We start from the raw sequence: 14,581 nt of genomic DNA on the forward strand, positions 1-14,581 counted from the left end.
AGCCTGGGGCGGCGGACCAGACATTGCGCGGAAAACTTGTCACACTTTACACACTTCTCGTGTATAGCTGTAAGGAGATTACAGGACCGGGATATGGCCATGACCACCGCCACGGCACGATCGATCTTCATGGGCCCGCGCCTGCGCCGCCTGCGCCGCGAGCTCGGCCTGACCCAGGCCGACATGGCCGCGGACCTCGAAATTTCAGCGCCTTACGTCGCGCTCCTGGAGCGGAACCAGAGGCCGGTCACCGCCGACATGCTGCTGCGGCTGGCGCGGACCTACAAGATCGACCTGGCCGATCTCGCCGGCGACGGCGGCGCCGACCATACCGCGCGGATGCAGTCGGTGCTCAAGGACCCGATGTTCTCAGACATCGACATTCCCGCGCTGGAGATCTCCGACCTCGCCGTCAGCTATCCCGGCATGGCCGAGGCGTTCCTGCGCCTCTACACGGCGTATCGCGAGGAGCAGCTCGCGCTGGCCGAGCAGCGCGCCCCGGCGCCGGCAGGCAGCGCGCCGCGCGTCGGCAATGACGGCTTCGACGCCAACGATCCCGTCGCCGACGTCCGCCGCTTCCTCGCCGCCCGCCGCAACAACTTTGCCCAGCTCGACGATGCCGCCGAGCGGCTGGCGCAGGCGATCTTCCAGGGGGCGCCGACGGGGGCTCCGCAGGTCTCCGCCGGACCGGCCGGCTTCATCGAGCGGTTCCGCGCGCGGCACAATCTGCAGGTCCGCTACATGCCGCCGAACGTGATGCTCGGCTCGCTCAGGCGGCTCGACCTGCACCGCCGGCAGCTACTGATCGAGGATTCACTGGACAGCGCGAGCCTGAAATTCGAGCTCGCCCGGCAGCTCGCCTATCTCGAGCTCGACACCGAGATCGGCGCGGCCTTGGAGGACGGCAAGTTCGCCAGCAAGACCGCCGAGCTGCTGGCGCGCCGCGCGCTCGCGGCCTACGCGGCGGCGGCGATCATCATGCCCTATTCGATCTTTGCGAAAGCGGTCGATGCGCGGGCGTATGATCTGGAGGCACTGGCGCGCCAGTTCGGCACCAGCTTCGAGCAGACCGCGCATCGCGTCACCACCCTGCAGAAGCCGGGCGCGGAGCGGATCCCGTTCTTCCTGATCCGGGTCGATCCCGCCGGCAACGTCTCAAAGCTGCTCGACGGCGCCGGCTTCCCATTCGCGCGCCATGGCGGCGCCTGCCCGCTGTGGTCGGTGCACGGCATCTTCAAGACGCCGCGCCAGATCGTGACGCAATGGCTGGAGCTGCCCGACGGCCGCCGGTTCTTCTCGATCGCCCGCACCGTGACCGCCGGTGGCGGCTCCTATGGCGCGGTGCGCGTCGAGCGGGCGATCGCGGTCGGCTGCGCTGCCGAGCATGCGGGGCAGCTGATCTACACCCGCGACGGCCACGGGCCTGATGCCGACGATCCGACCCCGATCGGGGTCGCCTGCCGGGTCTGCCACCGCCCGAAATGCGCGGCACGCTCGGCGCCGCCGATCGGGCGCGAGATCCTGCCGGACGATTTCAGGACGTCGTCGGTTCCGTTCGGGTTTTCGGCGGATTGAGCAGCGGATGGCCGTGGAACCAGGAACTCGCCGGGATCCGGGCCACAGGCGAAAATCCGCCGGATCGGGCTGCAAATCGGCCCTGGACACCATGGCCCTTGACGGAACAGCCATAAACCGGACAAAGATTGCGCCAAAATGTCGCGGCGGAGGTTGGCCATGAGATACGTCGACGGCGTAGTGATGTTCCTCAGCCTGTGGCTGCTGGCATCGATGGTCCTCGACGCCGTGACGCCGCCCGAGCTGAACTTCTACATGATCGGCCCGATCATTGCGCCGGCCGCGATCATCGCCGGCTTCCTGTACTGGCTCCGCATCCCCTCCCGCGACTTTGTGCTGGCGTCCGCAGCCATCTGGATGGTCTGCGAGATGACGATGGAGATGATCACGCCCAAGCCGCTGTCGCCGCTGCTGGCGGTGGCCGCCGTCGCGCCGCTGCTGGTGGCCGGCATCCTTCTGCATGTCGAGCACTGGCGCCGGCCGGGCGGTCGCCTGCCCCCGGCCGATTCGGCAGAGATGACCGATCTGCGGGGCTCCTCCAAAGCCATGCCGAGCCGTCGGCCGTTCTGAGCTGTTCCGCGCGGGCGCCGGCAATGACGGATAGCGTGCAGATTTTCCGTTGTTCTACGGGACCCGATGTTTACGAGGAAATCAGAAACCCCCTCTTAAGTTCCGCAGGTCCATCTGGAGCCGACACACCAGCCGCGCGGGGACCATGCTGAACGAACTTCTCGTGATCGAAGATGCCGACGTTCATCTGTCGATCCTGCGCAAGATCGCCGTGCAGGCGGGCTTTGCGACGACCGGCGTGAACTCGGTCGACGGCGCGATGAACGTGCTGCGCCGGCGCAACTTCGAATGCATCACGCTCGACCTCAATCTCGGTGAGCGCTCCGGCACCGAGGTGTTGCAGCTGTTGGCGGACATCAAGTCCCGCACGCCGGTGCTGATCATCAGCGGCTCCGACGATCAGACCCGCGACGTCACGGTCCGCGCCGGCAAGATCCTCGGCCTGAACGTCTATCCGCCGTTCTCGAAGCCGGTCGATCTCGCTCTGCTCCGACAGACGCTGCGCCAGATCGCCGCCGACACCGACCGGCAGCGCCTCGTCAAAGCCAGCATCCGCTAGCCCGAACGCACGCGCGTTTTCCCGCTTGATCCAGATCAAGGCGCCATACCTCTGCCGCTTGTTGGCTGCAGAGGGGCGAGCGGAAACGAGATGCGATGACGGCAGCGAATTCGGCTAACGAAGCAGAAGCAGTTGTGAACGAGGCGACGCCCTATGATCTCGTAGGCGGCGAGGCCGGCGTGCGCCGTCTGGCGGAGCGCTTTTACACCATCATGGACCAGGAGCCCGGCGCCAGCCGCATCCGCGCGATGCACGACGCCGATCTTGGTCCGATCAAGCAGTTGCTGTTCGAATTTCTCAGTGGCTGGTTGGGCGGGCCGGCGCTTTATTTCGAGCGGGCCGAACATCGCTGCATCATGTCCGCGCACCGTCCGTATCCGATCGGCGACGCCGAGCGCGACGAATGGATGACGTGCATGCGCCGCGCGATGTTCGATTGCGACATCACGGGCGACATGTATGCGTTGCTGGATCAAGCGTTTCTGCGGATGGCGAACGCATTCCGGAGCCGCAAGGCGAGCTGACAGGAACTCCCGTCAGCCCGACTTGGCGGCAGCCTCCCGGGCCAGACGCTCGGCCCGGAGCCGCTCGCGGTTGGCGTAAAAGGCGCGCTGGGCCGCCTCATGCTCGCGCATGGCTTGTTCGGCATCAGCCCTGCGGCTGGCGTCACGCGCTCGACGCTCTTCCGGCGTGAGGACGCGAGGCTGTCTGTCTGTGTTATCGTAAGGCATGGGCAGATAACGCCCAGGCGGCCGGGATGTTCCCGGCCCGCGACGGTTCAGTCCGGCTTTCGTGGAAACAGCTGGTCGCGGATGTAGCGCGACGTCGGCGTCAGGCTGAGTCCGTAGGGCTTTTGCCACACCGCGCGGTCGATCTCCTTCTTGTCTCCGATCTCCAGGCGCCCTTTGGCATGCTTGGCGATGAAGATGGCATCGCTCATCTTGCGACCCGAGCGCTTGTTCTTGGCGGTGACTTCCTTCCATAGCCGCAGCCGGCCGAGCTTGAGCTTGGGAAGCTCCTCCTTGATCTCGCGCTTCAGGCAGTCCTTCGCCGTCTCCTGCGCGCGTTTGCGGCCACCCGGAAACATCCAGCGCCCGTCGGCCCGGCGCCGGACCAGGAGAACCCTTCCGCCCTTGGCGGCAACCAGCTTGGACGCCTTGGTCATGGCCCAGGAGCTCTCACCTCTCGAACGATGAAGCGGAGTCTATCAAGATTCGCTCCCACTCCTGCTCCGGAGCTTTGCGGAGATTCGGCCACAACTCCGCAGCGGCCAACCAAGCTCAGCGCAGCGCTCCGACCGCCGGCGGCGGCTCAGTAGCAGGAGCGCGGATCGACCGCGACATACTCTCCCGACGGATATCGATAGTAGCAATTGCCCTGCGACAGATAATAGCCCGGTCGCGCCGCAGCCGTAGCGCCGGCGATCGCCCCGGTGGCACCACCAAGCACGGCGCCCGCCGCGGCACCGCCCGCCTTGCCGGTGAGGATACCGCCGAGCACCCCGCCGATGATCGCGCCCCCGAGCGCGCTGGCGCCCGGATCGACTTCGGCCGGAGGCGGCGCCGGCTCGTAGGCGACCGGCGGGGGCGCCTCGTAGGCCGCCGACGGCGCATAGACCACATCGTCAGCATAGTCCTCCGACACGTAGGTCGGCGGTCCTTCCATGGGCTCGGGATAATAGTACCAGACGCCACCGACGTCCCACCACCAGCCCGGACGGCCATTGTGAACCTCGTGCCGCCATCGGCCACCCTCCCAGCCGACCCGGCCGCGATAAGACTGCCCACCATAGTCGCGCACCGCGACCCGGCCGTGCGCATAACGCGCATCCGGTCCCCGCCCGGCCATCGCCGGACCAGGGCCCGGGCCGTGGCCCGCTGCATAGCCCTGACCGGCTCCCGGCGGACGTCCCTGCTGCGCCACCGGCGCAGGCTGACGTCCCTGAGGGACAATGGCAGCCCGCGGCGGTGCGCCCGGCTGTGCTCCCTGCGGCTGGCCGGCCATGGGACCGGCTTGCCGCGGAATCTGGACATGGGGCTGGCCGCCCGGCTGCCCACCCTGGGCCGGCGCCTGGCGAATGACACCGGGCGGGCGGGCCTGGGGCGAATGCCCGGCGCCGGGACCAGCCTGGTCCTGAGTTTGCGCCCAGGCTTGGGCGGGGATCACGACTGCGGTCAGGATTGCGATCGCGGGCAGCCACCGTGTGCTCTGGTTGGACAACGTCATTCTCTCCTACCCTTGATCGCCCGCCGGTTGCCGCGCACGCGAGGTGTGATGCGGATTGATGATCCCGGATCGCCGGCTTTGGCGCGTATGGTCCGGGCGCACCATAGTTTCCGCGACAAACGGGTAAAATCCCGACTATTTTGCGGCTAGGTCAACCTGCTGCCGTCAGGTTAACCGAGATGCCGGCTGATTCGCCGCTCCGATCATGCAACCTTGCTGGCGCGGTCTTGCTGATCCGGTACGAGCTGATCGGCGGTCACCGGTCGGGCACGATCACATTGCAGTTGGTTCGTCCCGACATCAGGCAATCCTGCATCTGGCTTGCCGAGGTCAGGCTGCGAGCCAGCCACACGCCGAAGGCCACGACGAGCGCCGCGAACACCAGTGCCGCCATGGCACCGCGTCTATCCGGCCCCTGCGTACTCATCGCCGGTGCGCCTAGGCGGCACGCAGGCCAGCGGCCTCACCGTGCGGTTGCTGCTGCTGGCGCGATGCCGGCGAGATCGATTCGATACGGGTGCAGCTCGTCACCCAGAACAGCTGCCCGCATTCCCATTCGGAACCCAGCACACCGGCCGAAACGGGCCGCGGGCGGGCGAGGACCGCGGTCATCACGCATGCGCTGACCACGAGAGCGACGAGCGCGAGGCCGAGCGCCATGCGCCCGCGGCGAACAGAGATCATGCCGGTCAACTCCGTTGGACGTCGCACCCAGGCGGTGCGCTGGTGCCCGCGAGGCGTGAAGCGACTCACAGCCGGCCGACCTGCGTCAGCGACGGGGGTGCTTACATAGCCTACGGCGAGCGCCATGCAAGCGCCAGGCAGGTCGGATGTGGAGGAGCGGCGATAAAGCATTTGTCATCGACGCATGCGATCCTATACACACGGGCTCGCGTCGGCCTCCGCTCGTGTTCACGATCTCGTGGAAGAATTGCCTGGCGGCGCGTGCAGCCCCTGACCGACCACACCCTGATCGAACACCCAAATAGCGAAGTGACGACGTCTCCATGAGAGGATTCAAGGAACCTGGATTTGCCGATCGGCAGAAGGCCGCGCAGCAGGCCCGCCAGAGCATCGTGCAGAAGTTCAAATCGCAGCCGGGACCGGACGATCCCGAAGTCGTGAAGCGACGGCAGGAGCGCGAAGCTGCCGCCGCCCGCCGCGAGCAGCAGCGATTGGAGCGCGAGGCCGCCAAGGCGGAGCAGAAGCGCCTCGAAGAAGAGGCCAAAGCTGCCGAGATTGCCCGGCTCGCGCGCGAGGCGGAAGACGAAGCCGCTCGCCTGGCCGAGATGGAGGCCGAGCAGAAGGCGAAGCGCGATGCGCGCTACGCCGCGCGCAAGGCCCGCGGAAAGAAGAAGTAAGCAGCGACGCCGCCACGAGCCCTACGTGCCGTCGCGGCCGGCATCGCGCGACTCCTCACTTCATCGGCGATGGGACTGATACGGTCGTCCCATCGCACGATGCCGGGCGAGACGACTTATTTCTTCATCATGCCGTCGTCCTTCTTCATCCCGTCCTTGGACATGGCGTCGTCCTTCTTCATGGAGTCCTTCGCCATCGAGTCCTTCTTCATGCCGTCGTGGGACATCGCGCCCTTCTTCATCCCATCGTCCTTGCTCATCTTGTCCTCCGCGAAGGCCGCCGGCGCGGCGGCCATGTTGAACGCGAGGGCGGCGGCGGAGATTCCGAGGATGAGGCGGCTACGATTGGTCATGATGATCGCTCCTTCGTATGACAGGGTTCGACGGCGACGGACGCGCCGTTCCTGGATATCGACGTTCCGATGAAGGCGATTGTTACGAGCGCGAGCGAGAATTTTGTTCGATCAAATTTGACTCGAATGCGTCGCGTTCCGGAATCGAGGACACAATTTTGCCCGGCAAGATCATGTTAGTACAACCCGCGCAAGGGATTCACAGGCCGGTACGTGCGCCGCAGCAATATGTCGCTTCCCATGCATTTGGCCTCGAACGAACTGTCTAGTTCGGCTAGAGGTAAGTCCGGTAGATTGGCTGGTATAAGTCACGCCAACGAACCCGGGTCGGGAACCCAACCAGAAGTTGTCCAGGGGAAATCTCATGCTCACACGCCGTCATGTCATCGCATCCGCGCTCGCTGCGCCGGCCATTCTGCGTTTTGGGACCGGTACGGCTCACGCCGCAACGACGCTGAAGATCTCCCACCAGTTTCCCGGCGGCACCATCGACAAGGGCGATTTCCGCGACCGGCTCTGCCGGGTGTTCTCCGAGGAGGTTGCGAAGCGCTCTGGCGGCGAGATCGCGACCGAGATCTATCCGAACTCCTCGCTCATCAAGACCGTCGCGCAATTCTCGGCCATGCGGAAGGGCGCGCTCGACATCAGCCTGTATCCGATGCCTTACGCCGGCGGCGAGGTGCCCGAGACCAACATCGGGCTGATGCCGGGTCTGGTCACCACCTACGACCAGGGCATGCGCTGGAAGAACGAGCCGGTTGGCAAGACGCTGAGCGATTTTCTGGCCGACAAGGGCATCATGCTGCTCACCTGGGTCTGGCAGGCGGGCGGCGTCGCCAGCCGATCGCGGCCGCTGGTTACGCCCGAGGATGCCAAAGGCATGAAGGTGCGCGGCGGCTCGCGCGAGATGGACATGGTGCTGCAGACCGCCGGCGCCTCGGTGCTGTCGGTTCCATCGAACGAAATCTACACCGCGATGCAGACCGGTGCCTGCGATGCCGGCATTACCTCGTCGACCAGCCTGATCTCGTTCCGGCTGGAAGAGGTGTCGAAGGCCCTCACCTCCGGAGCCAAGGCGTCGTACTGGTTCATGCTCGAGCCGCTGATGATGTCCAAGGCCTCGTTCGACAAGCTGCCGAAGAACCAACAGGACATCATCCTCGCGGTCGGCGCGGAGATGGAGGCGTTCGGGCGCAAGGGCGCGCAGGACGACGACATCGAAGTCGCCAAGGTCTACGAAAAGGCCGGCGCCAAGGTTACGGAGCTCGATGTCGAGACCGTCAACAAATGGCGCGACATTGCCCGTGACACGGCCTGGAAGGACTATGGCGGCAGGTCCGCGAACTGCGCCAAGCTCCTCAAACTCGCCTCCGACGTCGCGGCCTGATTGATGCACGCGCCCGTTCTCGATACCGAGGCCACGACAGCCATCGGCGCCAGCGGTCCGCTGGCGCCGCTCCAGCGTGTTGTCTCGCTGCTCAATCGTATCATCGTCGTTCTGGCCGCGTTCGCACTGGTCGCGGCCTGCCTCATCCTGAGCTACAGCGTGGCGGGCCGTGCACTGTTCAAGGCCGCCAACTACTGGCAGGACGAAGCCGCCGTGTTCTTGCTCGTCGGCGCAACCTTCATGACTGCAGCCTATGTGCAGGAGCATCGCGGCCACGTCAGCATCGAAGCCTTCGTTGGGCTGATGTCGCCGCTCGCCAACAAGATCAGGCTCTGGCTGGTCGACGTCGCGAGCTTTTTGTTTTGTGCCTTCTTCACCTGGAAATCCTGGACCCTGACACATGAGGCCTGGGTCGATGGTCAGGTCTCGAATTCGATGTGGTCGCCGCCGCTGGCGATTCCCTACGGCCTGATGGCCGCGGGAATGACCCTGCTGTGCCTGCAGATGCTGCTGCAGATCGTGGCTCCGCTGACCGGAGCGCGTCGATGAGCGTGTTCGGAATTGGGGTTGCCTACGGACTCTCGACCCTGTTTGCGATGTTCGCGGGCATGCCGATCGCGTTCGCGCTCGGCGCCGTCGCCGTCGTGTTCATGGCCATCTACATGCCGACCGCGTCGCTCGATACGGTGACGCAGAACGTCTACGAGGAAATGGCGTCGATCACGCTGCTGTCGATCCCGCTGTTCATCCTCAAGGGCGCGGCGATCGGCCGCTCCCGCGCAGGCCAGGATCTCTACTCGGCGCTGCACGCGTGGCTGCATCGCGTGCCCGGCGGATTGGGCGTCGCCAACGTGTTCGCCTGCGCGCTGTTCGCGGCGATGGCGGGATCGTCCCCCGCGACCTGCTCGGCGATCGGTTCGGCCGGAATTCCCGAGATGCGCAAGCGCGGCTATTCCGGCGGCTTCGCCGCAGGCATCATCGCCGCCGGCGGCACGCTCGGTATTCTGCTTCCGCCCTCGATTACGATGATCCTGTTCGCGATCGCGGCGGAGAAATCGCTGGGACGGCTGTTCCTGGCCGGTATCGGCCCCGGGCTGCTGCTGGTGACCCTGTTCGGCGTCTATTCGGTGGTGCGCTTCCGGCAGGAATATGCGCGCGCGAAAGCCGTCTATGAGAAGTCGGGCGCGTGGTCGGACATCCTGACCAAGGACGATTTTACGATGGCGCAGCGCTTCTCCGTGCTGCCACGCGTGATTCCGTTCGTGCTGCTCCTGACCGGCGTCATGGTCGCGCTCTATGGCGGCCTCGCCACGCCATCGGAAACAGCCGGTCTCGGCGGCATCCTCGCGCTCGTGCTGATCGCGATCATCTACCGCGTGTGGAGCCCGGCCGATCTCGCGCCCATCATGAAGGCGACGCTGCGCGAATCGACCATGCTGATGCTGATCATCGGCATGTCGCTGCTGTACTCCTACGTGATGAGCTACCTGCACATCTCGCAGTCGGTGGCGGAGTCCATCGTGGCGATGCACCTGCCGCGCTGGGAACTGTTGTTCGCGATCCTGCTGATGGTGGTCGTGCTCGGCTTCTTCCTGCCGCCGGTATCGATCATCCTGATGACGGCGCCGATCATCCTGCCGCCGTTGCGGGCAGCAAACTTCGACATCATCTGGTTCGGCGTGGTGATGACGATCGTGATGGAGATGGGCCTGATTCACCCGCCGGTGGGTCTCAACATCTTCGTCATCAGGAACGTCGCGCCGGACATCCCGCTGCGCGAGGTGATCTGGGGCACGCTGCCGTTCGTCCTGCTGATGATGGCCGCCGTGCTGCTGCTCTGCTTCGTGCCGCAGATCTCGACGGCGCTGCCGGATCTCGTGATGGGGCCGGATCTCAGCCGCTGACGCAGCGGCGAATGGCGACTAGGACGTAGCGAATAGGGATTGGCGATAGGTTCAGCCCCCGTTCGCTATTCGCCATTCGCTGCTCGCCTGTTCTTCGCATTCAGCGCGCCGGCAACGCGGCTGACCGGGGGCCGGCCGAGCAGCCGGCTGATCTCGTTGGTGGCGGCCAGCAGTTTCGTCATGTCGACGCCGGTGCGGATGCCCATGCCTTCGAGCATGTAGACGACGTCCTCGGTCGCGACATTTCCCGTCGCGCCCGGAGCGAACGGGCAGCCGCCGAGGCCGCCGGCGGCGGCATCGATGACGCGGACGCCCTCCTCCATGCCCGCATAGAGATTGGCCAGCGCCTGGCCGTAGGTGTCGTGGAAATGCATCGCAAGATGCATCACCGGCACATCGTCGCAGACGGCGCGCAGCATCTGCTTGGCCTTGAGCGGCGTGCCGACGCCGATCGTGTCGCCCAGCGAGACCTCGTAGCAGCCCAGGTCCCACAGCGCCTTCGCCACGCCGGCTACCGCCTGCGGCTTGATCTCGCCTTCATAGGGACAGCCGAGCGCGCAGGAGACGTAGCCGCGCACCTTGACGCCGTCGGTCCTGGCGTGGGCGATCACCGGCTTGAAGCGCTCCAGCGACTCCGCGATTGAACAGTTGATGTTGGCGCGGGAGAAGCTCTCAGAGGCCGCCGTGAATACGGAAATCACCCTGGCGCCCGCAGCGCGCGCGGCCTCATAGCCCTTCACATTGGGCACCAGCACATGGAATTCGCCGGGCAGCGCAGACACGCTGCGCATCACCTCATCCGATCCCACCATCTGCGGGATCGCCTTGGGCGAGACGAAGGCGCCGACCTCGACGGTCGCCAGGCCGGCGTTCACCAGCGCGCGGACAAAGGCGATGCGATCGGCCACGCCGACCAACGTCTTCTCGTTCTGCAGGCCGTCGCGCGGGCCCATTTCGATGATGCGCACGCTCTCGCTCATGCCGACCTCTCCGGTTCGAGGATCAGGCGGACGGTTCGAGGTCCGCCAGTTCGACGCCTTCCTGCACGATGTCGCCGACCTTGCACTTGATCGCCGTGAGCCGGCCTGCGAACGGCGCCCGCAGGGTCTGCTCCATCTTCATGACTTCGAGCGTCAGGATCGCCGCACCCTTCTCCAGGACGGCGCCTTCCTGCGCAAGCAGCGCCACGACGGTCCCCGGCAACGGCGCCACGATCTTGTCCTCGCCGGCCTGCTCCTCGTCGTCTCCGCCGAACGGATCGATCCAATGCAGGTCGAAACGACCGTTGCGGGTCCGCAGGTACAGCTCATGGCCCTCGATGACGGCCACCACATGGGATTTGACGCCGTCGCACACAAGGTCGAAGCCGCCGTCATCAGTCGGGATAGCCGAGAACGAGGTCTCACGGCCCGCGATCGACAGGCGCTGCACGCCGGGACCATAGGCCAGCGTGGCGGTCCGCGGTTCATTACCCGCGCTTTGGCGGAACGAGAACACGCGCTGTCGCAGTCCCACCGGCATCCAGCCGGATGCGCGCCACGGCGAGCCTTGCTCCTTCGCAGCCGCGATCTGCTCGCCGATGAGAATGGCCCCAACCGCGGCACAGAGCTCGAGGTCGCCGGCCACCGCTCCTGACTGGGTCAAATGCGTCAGATGGCGCTCGATGAAACCGGTGTCGATCGCGTTCGCCACGACGTCGGGATGCGTCAGCAGCGACGACAGGAACGGGATGTTGCTGACGATGCCTCGGACGTCGGTGTCGTCAAGGCCGCGGTTGAGCCGCTCGATCGCGACCTCGCGGGTCGGCGCCCAGGCGATCATCTTGGCGAGCATCGCGTCGTAATAGGGCGAGACCGCATCGCCCTCGCGATAGCCGGCATCGATGCGCAGGCCGCCGGTTTCAGCGGGAAGCCGCCAGGTCTTGATCGTGCCGACTGAGGGCATGAAGTTCTTGGCGGGATTCTCCGCGTAGACGCGCGCCTCGATGGCATGGCCATGCAACCGGATCTGGTCCTGCGTCAGCGGCAGCTCTTCGCCGAAGGCGACGCGCAACTGCCATTCGACGAGATCGACCCCGGTGATCAACTCGGTGACGGGATGCTCGACCTGCAGACGCGTGTTCATCTCGATGAAGAACACGTCGCGGCCGTCGGAGACGAACTCGATGGTGCCGGCGCCGACATAGTTCACCGCGCCCGCCGCGCGACGCGCCGCAGCGCACACCGTGTCCCGTTGCGCCGGCGTCAACGTCGGCGACGGCGCCTCCTCGATCACCTTCTGGTGCCGGCGCTGCAGGGTGCATTCGCGCTCGAACAGCGAGACCAGATTGCCGTGGCTGTCGCCGACGATCTGCACCTCGATGTGACGCGGGCTCTCGACGAACTTCTCGATCAGCACGCGGTCGTCGCCGAACGCCGCCTTGGCCTCGCGCTTGGCGCTGGTGACGGCATCAGTGAGGTCGCCGGCCGCGTGAACCACGCGCATGCCGCGGCCGCCGCCGCCGGCGGACGCCTTGATCAGCACGGGAAAGCCGATCCGCGCGGCTTCATTGGCGAGCGTGGCGTCATCCTGCGCCTCGCCGTGATAGCCGGGCACCAGCGGCACGCCCGCCTGCTCCATCAGAAACTTCGAGCCGGACTTCGACCCCATCGCCGTGATCATCGCCGCGGTCGGCCCGACGAACACCAGCCCCGCATCGAGACAGGCCTGTGCGAACTCGGCACTCTCGGACAGGAAGCCATAGCCGGGATGAACGGCCTCGGCACCGGTCTGCTTGGCGGCCTCGATCAGCCGCTCGATGTTGAGATAGGAGTCGCGGGCGCGCGCAGGGCCGAGCAGGACCGCTTCGTCGGCCAGCGCGACGTGCAGCGCGTTGCGGTCGGCCTCCGAATAGACCGCGACGGTCTTCAATCCCATGGCGCGCGCCGTGCGGATGACGCGCACGGCGATCTCGCCGCGGTTGGCGATCAGGAGCTTGCGAAAACGACGATACAATCCGGGACGAGCCATGATCACATCCTGAACAGGCCGAACTTGGTCGGCTCGACCGGGGCATTGGCGGCAGCAGACAATCCAAGGCCGAGCACGAGGCGGGTATCGGCGGGATCGATCACGCCGTCGTCCCACAGCCGCGCGGTCGCGTAGTACGGATTGCCCTGCGCCTCGTATTGCGCGCGGATGGGGCTGCGGAATTTCTCTTCCTCTTCCGCCGGCCAGCTCTCGCCCTTGGCCTCGATGCCGTCGCGCCGGACCTGGCTCAGCACCATCGCGGCCTGCTCGCCGCCCATCACCGAGATGCGCGCGTTCGGCCACATCCACAGGAAGCGCGGCGCATAGGCGCGGCCGCACATGCCGTAATTGCCGGCGCCGTAGGAGCCGCCGATCACGACGGTGAACTTCGGCACCGACGCGGTCGCGACCGCCGTCACCAGCTTGGCGCCGTCGCGGGCAATGCCGCCGGCCTCGTATTTCTTGCCGACCATGAAGCCGGTGATGTTCTGCAGGAACACCAGCGGAATGTTGCGCTGGCAGCACAGCTCGATGAAGTGCGCGCCCTTCAGCGAGCTCTCGCTGAACAGGATGCCGTTGTTGGCGATAATACCGACCGGATGGCCCCAGATGTGGGCGAAGCCGCACACCAGCGTCTGACCGTAGAGCTTCTTGAACTCGTCGAACTCCGAGCCGTCGACCACCCGCGCGATGATGTCGCGCACGTCGAACGGCTTGCGGCCGTCGACCGGCACGACGCCATAGATCTCTTCCGCGGCATAGCGCGGCTCGCGCACCTCGCGCATGTTCAGCACGGTGCGCGCGCCCGGCGGCTTCAGGGTGCCGACGATGCGGCGGGCGATGCCGATCGCATGGGCATCGTTCTGCGCGTAGTGATCGGTCACGCCCGACTGTCGCGAATGCACGTCGGCACCGCCGAGCTCCTCGGCGCTGACGACCTCGCCGGTCGCCGCCTTCACCAGCGGCGGACCGCCGAGGAAGATCGTGCCCTGGTTGCGCACGATGATGCTCTCGTCCGACATCGCCGGCACATAGGCGCCGCCTGCCGTACACGAGCCCATCACGATCGCGATCTGCGGAATGCCCTGCGCCGACATCTGCGCCTGGTTGTAGAAGATCCGGCCGAAATGCCGCTCGTCCGGGAAGATCTCGTCCTGCAGCGGCAGGAACGCGCCGCCGGAATCGACCATGTAGACGCAGGGCAGATTGTTCTGCCGCGCGATGTCCTGGGCGCGCAGATGCTTCTTCACCGTCATCGGGTAGTAGGTGCCGCCCTTGATGGTGGCGTCGTTGGCGACGACGACGCATTCGCGCCCCGCGATGCGGCCGATGCCGGTCACGATGCTCGCCGAATGGACGTCGCCGCCATAGAGCCCGTGCGCGGCCAATGGCGACAGCTCCAGGAACGCCGTTCCGGGGTCGAGCAGCAGGTCGACGCGCTGGCGCGCCAGCATCTTGCCGCGCGACAAATGCCGCTTGCGCGAGGCCTCGCCGCCGCCCTCGGCGACCTGCCCCAGCTTCGTTCTGAGGTCGGCGACCAGCGCGCGCATGGCGTCGGCATTGCGGGCGAAATTGGAGGACGATGGATCGATCGTGGAGTGAAGCGTCATGACCGGCGTCTTCGTTGCGGGGCTGGA

The 14,581-nt window shown here is 66.1% G+C and carries 17 protein-coding genes; 8 read left to right on the plus strand and 9 right to left on the minus strand.

Annotated elements, in window-relative coordinates:
• Positions 1–99 precede the first annotated feature (99 nt).
• The 4 genes from QW845_RS02350 (at position 100) to QW845_RS02365 (ending at position 3,228) form a co-directional block, all read left to right on the plus strand.
• Positions 100–1,575: a short-chain fatty acyl-CoA regulator family protein gene (locus tag QW845_RS02350; RefSeq protein WP_315800048.1), complete on the plus strand. Its 1,476-nt coding sequence runs from the start codon at positions 100–102 to the stop codon at positions 1,573–1,575.
• Between the two features lie 183 nt (positions 1,576–1,758).
• Positions 1,759–2,145, plus strand: a complete 387-nt coding sequence (locus tag QW845_RS02355; RefSeq protein WP_315800049.1) for a hypothetical protein — start codon at positions 1,759–1,761, stop codon at positions 2,143–2,145.
• Between the two features lie 145 nt (positions 2,146–2,290).
• Positions 2,291–2,704, plus strand: coding sequence for a response regulator (locus QW845_RS02360; RefSeq protein ID WP_315800050.1), 414 nt, complete (start codon positions 2,291–2,293; stop codon positions 2,702–2,704).
• Positions 2,705–2,799: 95 nt separating this feature from the next.
• Positions 2,800–3,228: a group II truncated hemoglobin gene (locus tag QW845_RS02365; RefSeq protein ID WP_315800051.1), complete on the plus strand. Its 429-nt coding sequence runs from the start codon at positions 2,800–2,802 to the stop codon at positions 3,226–3,228.
• Between the two features lie 12 nt (positions 3,229–3,240).
• Here the strand turns inward: QW845_RS02365 and QW845_RS02370 are convergent, their stop codons facing one another.
• From QW845_RS02370 to QW845_RS02390, 5 genes are all read right to left on the minus strand, one after another.
• Complete coding sequence (locus QW845_RS02370) at positions 3,241–3,435, minus strand: hypothetical protein (RefSeq protein WP_315800052.1); 195 nt, start codon at positions 3,433–3,435, stop codon at positions 3,241–3,243.
• Positions 3,436–3,482: 47 nt separating this feature from the next.
• Entirely contained in the window at positions 3,483–3,869 is a 387-nt protein-coding gene (locus tag QW845_RS02375; RefSeq protein WP_315800053.1) for an NUDIX hydrolase, read from the minus strand.
• A gap of 146 nt (positions 3,870–4,015) precedes the next feature.
• A complete protein-coding gene (locus QW845_RS02380; RefSeq protein ID WP_315800054.1) occupies positions 4,016–4,930 on the minus strand; it encodes a hypothetical protein in 915 nt (304 codons plus the stop codon).
• A 256-nt stretch (positions 4,931–5,186) separates the two neighbouring features.
• On the minus strand, positions 5,187–5,324 hold the full coding sequence (locus QW845_RS02385) for a hypothetical protein (protein WP_315800055.1): 138 nt from the start codon (positions 5,322–5,324) through the stop codon (positions 5,187–5,189).
• 44 nt (positions 5,325–5,368) lie between these two features.
• The gene (locus tag QW845_RS02390) at positions 5,369–5,614 is read right to left on the minus strand and encodes a hypothetical protein (RefSeq protein ID WP_315800056.1); all 246 of its coding nucleotides are present in this window, start codon (positions 5,612–5,614) and stop codon (positions 5,369–5,371) included.
• Between the two features lie 323 nt (positions 5,615–5,937).
• On the opposite strand from QW845_RS02390, the gene QW845_RS02395 reads away from it, so the two are divergent.
• Positions 5,938–6,291 carry a DUF6481 family protein gene (locus QW845_RS02395; protein WP_315800057.1) on the plus strand — a complete coding sequence of 118 codons (354 nt, stop codon included), beginning with the start codon at positions 5,938–5,940 and terminating at the stop codon, positions 6,289–6,291.
• Positions 6,292–6,407: 116 nt separating this feature from the next.
• On the opposite strand, the gene QW845_RS02400 is transcribed toward QW845_RS02395, so the two are convergent.
• The gene (locus QW845_RS02400; protein WP_315800058.1) at positions 6,408–6,644 is read right to left on the minus strand and encodes a pentapeptide MXKDX repeat protein; all 237 of its coding nucleotides are present in this window, start codon (positions 6,642–6,644) and stop codon (positions 6,408–6,410) included.
• Between the two features lie 364 nt (positions 6,645–7,008).
• On the opposite strand from QW845_RS02400, the gene dctP reads away from it, so the two are divergent.
• Genes dctP through QW845_RS02415 form a run of 3 tightly spaced genes read left to right on the plus strand, consistent with a single transcriptional unit; the run spans position 7,009 to position 9,935 of the window.
• Complete coding sequence (dctP, locus tag QW845_RS02405; RefSeq protein ID WP_315800059.1) at positions 7,009–8,031, plus strand: TRAP transporter substrate-binding protein DctP; 1,023 nt, start codon at positions 7,009–7,011, stop codon at positions 8,029–8,031.
• Between the two features lie 3 nt (positions 8,032–8,034).
• Positions 8,035–8,580 carry a TRAP transporter small permease gene (locus QW845_RS02410; protein ID WP_315800060.1) on the plus strand — a complete coding sequence of 182 codons (546 nt, stop codon included), beginning with the start codon at positions 8,035–8,037 and terminating at the stop codon, positions 8,578–8,580.
• Positions 8,577–9,935, plus strand: a complete 1,359-nt coding sequence (locus QW845_RS02415; RefSeq protein WP_315800061.1) for a TRAP transporter large permease — start codon at positions 8,577–8,579, stop codon at positions 9,933–9,935. Before QW845_RS02410 ends, QW845_RS02415 begins: the two co-directional genes overlap by 4 nt.
• 65 nt (positions 9,936–10,000) lie before the next feature.
• On the opposite strand, the gene QW845_RS02420 is transcribed toward QW845_RS02415, so the two are convergent.
• The 3 genes from QW845_RS02420 to QW845_RS02430 are packed head-to-tail and all read right to left on the minus strand — an operon-like array spanning position 10,001 to position 14,554.
• A complete protein-coding gene (locus QW845_RS02420; RefSeq protein WP_315800062.1) occupies positions 10,001–10,915 on the minus strand; it encodes a hydroxymethylglutaryl-CoA lyase in 915 nt (304 codons plus the stop codon).
• Positions 10,916–10,937: 22 nt separating this feature from the next.
• Positions 10,938–12,944 carry an acetyl/propionyl/methylcrotonyl-CoA carboxylase subunit alpha gene (locus QW845_RS02425; protein ID WP_315800063.1) on the minus strand — a complete coding sequence of 669 codons (2,007 nt, stop codon included), beginning with the start codon at positions 12,942–12,944 and terminating at the stop codon, positions 10,938–10,940.
• Between the two features lie 2 nt (positions 12,945–12,946).
• Positions 12,947–14,554, minus strand: a complete 1,608-nt coding sequence (locus QW845_RS02430; protein ID WP_315800064.1) for a carboxyl transferase domain-containing protein — start codon at positions 14,552–14,554, stop codon at positions 12,947–12,949.
• Positions 14,555–14,581: the final 27 nt, after the last annotated feature.

The sequence above is a fragment of the Bradyrhizobium sp. SZCCHNS3002 genome, assembly GCF_032377435.1.
Taxonomy (GTDB): Bacteria; Pseudomonadota; Alphaproteobacteria; order Rhizobiales; family Xanthobacteraceae; genus Bradyrhizobium.